General features: G+C 59.5%; 7 protein-coding genes. All 7 read right to left on the bottom strand.

From position 1 onward, the window contains the following. Positions 1-104: 104 nt before the first annotated feature. Positions 105-554: a hypothetical protein gene (locus PG892_RS20145; protein ID WP_004099042.1), complete on the bottom strand. Its 450-nt coding sequence runs from the start codon at positions 552-554 to the stop codon at positions 105-107. A gap of 87 nt (positions 555-641) precedes the next feature. Beyond that, on the bottom strand, positions 642-1,214 hold the full coding sequence (locus tag PG892_RS20140) for a hypothetical protein (protein WP_004099040.1): 573 nt from the start codon (positions 1,212-1,214) through the stop codon (positions 642-644). A 91-nt stretch (positions 1,215-1,305) separates the two neighbouring features. Then, positions 1,306-2,274: a magnesium and cobalt transport protein CorA gene (locus tag PG892_RS20135; RefSeq protein ID WP_018716208.1), complete on the bottom strand. Its 969-nt coding sequence runs from the start codon at positions 2,272-2,274 to the stop codon at positions 1,306-1,308. Further along, positions 2,271-2,975 carry a glutathione S-transferase N-terminal domain-containing protein gene (locus PG892_RS20130; RefSeq protein WP_004099038.1) on the bottom strand — a complete coding sequence of 235 codons (705 nt, stop codon included), beginning with the start codon at positions 2,973-2,975 and terminating at the stop codon, positions 2,271-2,273. Before PG892_RS20130 ends, PG892_RS20135 begins: the two co-directional genes overlap by 4 nt. A gap of 116 nt (positions 2,976-3,091) precedes the next feature. After that, entirely contained in the window at positions 3,092-3,646 is a 555-nt protein-coding gene (gene msrA, locus PG892_RS20125; RefSeq protein ID WP_270825770.1) for a peptide-methionine (S)-S-oxide reductase MsrA, read from the bottom strand. Between the two features lies 1 nt (position 3,647). Next, complete coding sequence (msrB, locus tag PG892_RS20120; RefSeq protein ID WP_004099035.1) at positions 3,648-4,091, bottom strand: peptide-methionine (R)-S-oxide reductase MsrB; 444 nt, start codon at positions 4,089-4,091, stop codon at positions 3,648-3,650. A 146-nt stretch (positions 4,092-4,237) separates the two neighbouring features. After that, on the bottom strand, positions 4,238-5,051 hold an 814-nt coding region (locus PG892_RS20115; protein ID WP_270825768.1), incomplete at its 5' end, for a LysR family transcriptional regulator.

Here is a 5,051-nt window from a genome sequence, read left to right as displayed (position 1 = left end):
GTTTGCCTTTGATGAGCCAGGTCAACGCGGCTGCAAGTGACCGTATGCATGCAGAAAGAGATGCAGGGCGTTCGGCACAAGCGCGCCGGCTGCGGTGGAGGGCTTTATTCCACGTCTTCTACGGTGAGGTCCCGGCCGTTGAACTGCACGGTCTCCCCGGCTCGGGCACCCTCGATCGCTTCGAAGATCGGCGCCATCGTGGAAATGCCCATGAGCTCACGCCCCTGACAGGTAAACTTGCTCGTTGACACCGCGATCACAAAGTGGCGGCCGGACAGCTTGACGACAGCGCCTTCGTTGACGGCCAACTTGGGGCCGAAATCGATCGTCCTGAGCTTTTCGAGTTTATTGGCGTAGTCATGGAGCGTGTCATCGAGCGCTTCAGCGAAGTCGCTCGCGACCTCGGCCTGAGCTAGTTCGTCGTTTTCGATCGGTTCGCTCCGATCGAGCCGAGCGGTAGAGACATAGTCCAGGTAGTTTTCGCGAGCGCTGTGCAACGCTGCTGTCTCCAGCAAGAGCATAGTTTCTCGTATGTGGTCCTTGTTCCAGTCCATAATCACCTCCTAATTTTCGATGTTCTTAAAGTTCAGCCTGCAGATGTGTGGGCCAGGAAGGCCAGCCTTTCCGGCTAAGCGACACCGCTATTCGTCGCTGATGACGTCTTCGCCCTGGTATGGAACCCTGATCAGCCGAGGATCTCGAATGATGCTCGTGACGAGCCAGACATATTCCTGCTCGGCGGTATCGAAGCCGAGGATGCTGAAGGATTGGCCGAAAGGGCATGGCGGGAAGTCTGGAAAGCCCTCGCGCAGAACGTAACGCTCGGGATCGCTGTGAAACTCGCTCTTGTAGACTTTCCGTAGTCCGTGCTTGCTCGGCGCGTCCTGGTCACCTGCCGGTGCTGTTTCCCGATGCGCCACAAGGCGCTCGGACAAGTCGCGGGGGCAGATTTCGTGGAACACGTCGAAGGCGTCGATCAACAGGCCTTTATGCTCTGTCGCCGGATCGGTGATCGCGTAGATGTTGGAGGCATCTTCGCCGTCGTCCCCGCTCTCGAGGCGCAACGCCGCATCGACGCGAATGCTGCATGCATCGAGGGTTGACCCTAGTTCGAGATCGACGAGATTGCCGTCCTTGACGCGGTATTCGCGGTCATAGCCTTTGGCGATGAATGACTGGACTGCTTCTAGAACGTCGGTCACCTGGGAGGTCATGGAAGCACCTTCATCTTGAACTGGATTGGACACGCTCGCGCACAAAGCGCGCTGTGACTCGGCGGACGGAGAAGCTCGCGAAGTGCGTTACTCATAGCCACTTGGCCTTCTTGAAGCGCATGAATAGGAGAAGGCAGAACACCGCTATCACTCCGAGCACGACGAAGTAGCCATATGGCGTGTCCAGTTCCGGCATGTGCTTGAAGTTCATGCCATATATTCCGGCGATCGCCGTCGGGACCGCCAAGATCGCCGCCCAGGCCGCGAGCTGGCGAGTGACCACACCGATCCTTTGCGCTTCCAGAAGGCTGCTGGCCTCGAAGACCGTGGACAGGACAAGCAGGAGGCCGTCGACCATGGACTGCACGCGGTGGACATGGTCCGCGACGTCGTGGAAATATGGTGTCATTTCGGCGCTGAGGCAGGGAAAGTGGCCGCGAACGAGCTTTCGCACCAGCTCGGCCATAGCCCCGAGCGTGCGCTTGAACCGCGTGAGTTCGGACCTTAGTTCGAAGATTCGCGCCACCTCTTCTGGCCCGAGGAAATCGTGCAGCGACCGTCGCTCCATCGCCAGGACGTCGTCCTCGATCATTTCGAAGATGGGCAGATACTGGTCGACCACTCGGTGCAAGATCGCGTGCAGCACATAGTCGACACCCTTGCCGAACTGCGTCGGCGATGCCTCGAGTTGCTCCCGAAGTTTGCCCAGCGCTCCGGCATTGCCGTGCCGCACGGTGATAAGGTGATTGTGACCGGTGAAGATCGCCATCTTGCCGTAGCTGATCCGGTCGCCGACCAGCTCGGCGGTCTGGGCGACGACGTACAACTCATCGTTGTAGACCTCGAGCTTGGGCGGGCACAGCGGGTGCATGGCGTTGTCGATCGCCAAAGGATGGAGGTTATACGTCGTCTGGATCGCGCTGAGTTCGTCTGCGGTGGGCTCGCTAAGCGCGATCCAGCAGAAGCCCGAGCGATTCTCGTTTAGTTCGACGTGCTCATCGAGCCTGATTTCACGGACTCGCTTACCTTCGTTGTAATAATATGCGGCGATAATGGTCATGCAGGCCTCGCAGGAATTCGCAGGCCACGCTGTACAGCCGGTCGCGCCAGCCCGCGTTCGAGCCATGCCTGCACGTTCGAATAGCTGCTTAGGCCGAGGATGTCGCCCGCTGCGTAGAATTCGACCAGCGCATTCACCCAGCCAAACGTCGCAATGTCCGCGATCGAGTAATCATCGACAATCCATTCGCGGCCCTCCAGCCGGTGATCCAGGACCCCGAGAAGACGCCTGGATTCATCAACAAAGCGCTGCCGAGGTCGCTTGTCCTCATAGTCCTTGCCGGCAAATCGCAGGAAAAAGCCTAGCTGTCCGAAGGTCGGCCCAACGCCCGACACCTGAAAGAACACCCAGGCCAGAGTCTCGTACCGCTGGGCGGGTGTTGTTGAGATGAGCTGCCCCGTCTTGTCGGCCAGATAGATGAGGATCGCACCGGTTTCCCATATGCCAATGGGCTGGCCGTCAGGGCCAGCCGGATCGATGATCGCGGGTATGCGGCCGTTGGGATTCAACGACACGAACGCTGGATCCTTCGACTCGTTGTTCGAGATGTCGACGAAGTGGGGCTCATACGGCAGGCCAGTCTCCTCCAGCATCATCGAGACCTTGACGCCGTTGGGCGTGGGGGCCGCGTATAGTTGCAAGCGATCCGGATAAGATGCTGGCCAGCGCTGCGTGATGGGAAAGGAGGAGAGGTCTGTCATATCTGGATCCTGGCACTGCGACGGCGGCTGAATGGAATGATCTGCTTCAAGGCCGGGTTCGACGACCGCGTCGATTGACGCGGTCGTCGGAGGTTGCGAACCGGATCGGCGCGGCACTAACGGCAGCGAAGCCTATTCCGCTGCAGCCCGGGCGCAGGGCTCACATCGCCGGCCTCATGCCGCTTTGGAAGAACCCAGTCGGGACGGACGAAGTGGCAGGTGTAGCCGCCCGGCCGCTTCTCCAGATAATCCTGGTGATCGGGCTCGGCCTCCCAGAACTCGCCGACCGGCTGGACCTCGGTCACCACTTTGCCATCCCACAGCCCCGAGGCATCCACATCGGCGATCGTATCCTCGGCGACGCGCTTCTGCTCCTCGTCGACATAATAGATGCCCGACCGGTAGGAGAGCCCACGATCATTGCCCTGGCGGTTCAGCGTCGTCGGATCGTGGATCTGGAAGAAGAATTCCAGGATGTGCCGGTAGCTCGTCACTGTCGGGTCGAAGACAATCTCGATCCCCTCGGCATGCGTGCCGTGATTACGATACGTGGCGTTCGGAATATCGCCGCCCGTGTAACCCACACGGGTCGAGATGATGCCGGGCCGCTTGCGGATCAGATCCTGCATGCCCCAGAAACATCCTCCTGCGAGAACAGCGCGCTGATGCATGTTAAGCCTCCTCTACTTGATCGAGATATTCACCGTATCCCTCGGACTCCATCTCGTCGCGCGGGATGAAGCGAAGGGACGCAGAGTTGATGCAGTAGCGCAGACCGCCGCGGTCGGAAGGACCGTCCGGGAAAACGTGGCCCAGATGGCTGTCGGCGTGTACCGACCTGACCTCCGTCCGGACCATGCCGTGTGCACTGTCCCGCACCTCGTTCACGTTTGCCGGAACGATCGGCTTGGTGAAGCTGGGCCAGCCAGTACCCGAATCGAACTTGTCCGTTGAAGCGAACAGCGGCTCTCCCGACACTATGTCGACGTAGATGCCAGGCTCCTTGTTGTCGTTGTGCTCACCCGTGAAGGGCCTTTCGGTCCCCGAATCCTGGGTAATCCGGCGTTGCTCGGGGGTCAGGCGGTCAACTGCTGCCTGTGACTTCTCAAACTTCATGATAGTCTCCAATAATTAATCTAGAGAGCTCGACACACTGTCATTTATCTTTGCAGTCATTGCGCCGACTATAGCAGTGCGCCCCAGATTTATCCAATACGCTGCGCGTATAGTTTCCATAGCGCCGAAGCTCTTCACGTCGTGATTCAGTTCCACTCGTAACGGGCTGCCAGCTGCGCGATATTCCGTATCTCGACCGTTGCCGTGGAGCCGGATACCGTCGCGATCACGACTTCGCGCTCCAAGTCAAATCCGTCGATCGGCCGAGTGACGAGGCCTTGCACGGTGGCCGATCGTTCCGGAAGAATGCATATGGCGTGGCCGTCAGCGACGACCCGTTGCACCCAGTCCTCGCGATCTGATCGAAAGCGAGGTTGCATGAGCAAGTCCCGTCGCGCGAAGTGATCGAGGATCCGATCGCGAAACTCGCATTTCAGGCGATCGACGAAAGGAAACTCGAGCAGGTCTTCGCCGCGCACGATCTCGTTGGCAGCCAAGGGATGGTTTGCAGAACAGCCGAGCACGAAGCGCTCCCGAAATAGAGGATGCACATCCAGCTTGCGTTCCGGTCGTGTTTCACGCGGCATGATGCATGCGTGGTATTTTCCTGAAAGCACCTCCGATGTGTCCTCGTTCGACTGGAGCGAGTGCAGCTTGATTTCGATGGATGGCATCTCCGCCAATGCGCTCTCGAAGAACGCCGTAAATTCCTTTGGTCCGACGGTGGGCGCGACGGCGACATCCAGCACGCGGTGCCCCCCCATCGCCCAGTGCTCCGAGTGATTGCGTACGCTCTTCATCGCGACCACCATGCGCCGGAATTCTGCCTCGACGTCATGGCCAAGGCCAGTCAGGCGGCTGTTCTTCCCGTCGCGATAGATCAGCGGCCCGCCAAGCTCATCTTCCAAGCGGCGGATCGCGCGGGTCAGACTTGGCTGTGACACACCGCTCAAGCGAGCA

Origin of the sequence: Aeromonas sp. QDB68 (genome assembly GCF_027707405.1) — a bacterium.
GTDB lineage: Bacteria > Pseudomonadota > Gammaproteobacteria > Enterobacterales > Aeromonadaceae > Aeromonas > Aeromonas caviae.
The sequence above is the reverse complement of the archived record's forward strand: the minus strand, read 5'-3'. Positions and strand labels throughout refer to the sequence as shown.

Bases quoted from the DNA above. Each gene is read 5' to 3' on its own strand.
- msrB (WP_004099035.1), bottom strand. From the start codon at position 4,091: ATGAAGTTTGAGAAGTCACAGGCAGCAGTTGACCGCCTGACCCCCGAG.
- PG892_RS20130 (WP_004099038.1), bottom strand. From the start codon at position 2,975: ATGACAGACCTCTCCTCCTTTCCCATCACGCAGCGCTGGCCAGCATCT.
- PG892_RS20145 (WP_004099042.1), bottom strand. From the start codon at position 554: ATGGACTGGAACAAGGACCACATACGAGAAACTATGCTCTTGCTGGAG.
- msrA (WP_270825770.1), bottom strand. From the start codon at position 3,646: ATGCATCAGCGCGCTGTTCTCGCAGGAGGATGTTTCTGGGGCATGCAG.
- PG892_RS20135 (WP_018716208.1), bottom strand. From the start codon at position 2,274: ATGACCATTATCGCCGCATATTATTACAACGAAGGTAAGCGAGTCCGT.
- PG892_RS20140 (WP_004099040.1), bottom strand. From the start codon at position 1,214: ATGACCTCCCAGGTGACCGACGTTCTAGAAGCAGTCCAGTCATTCATC.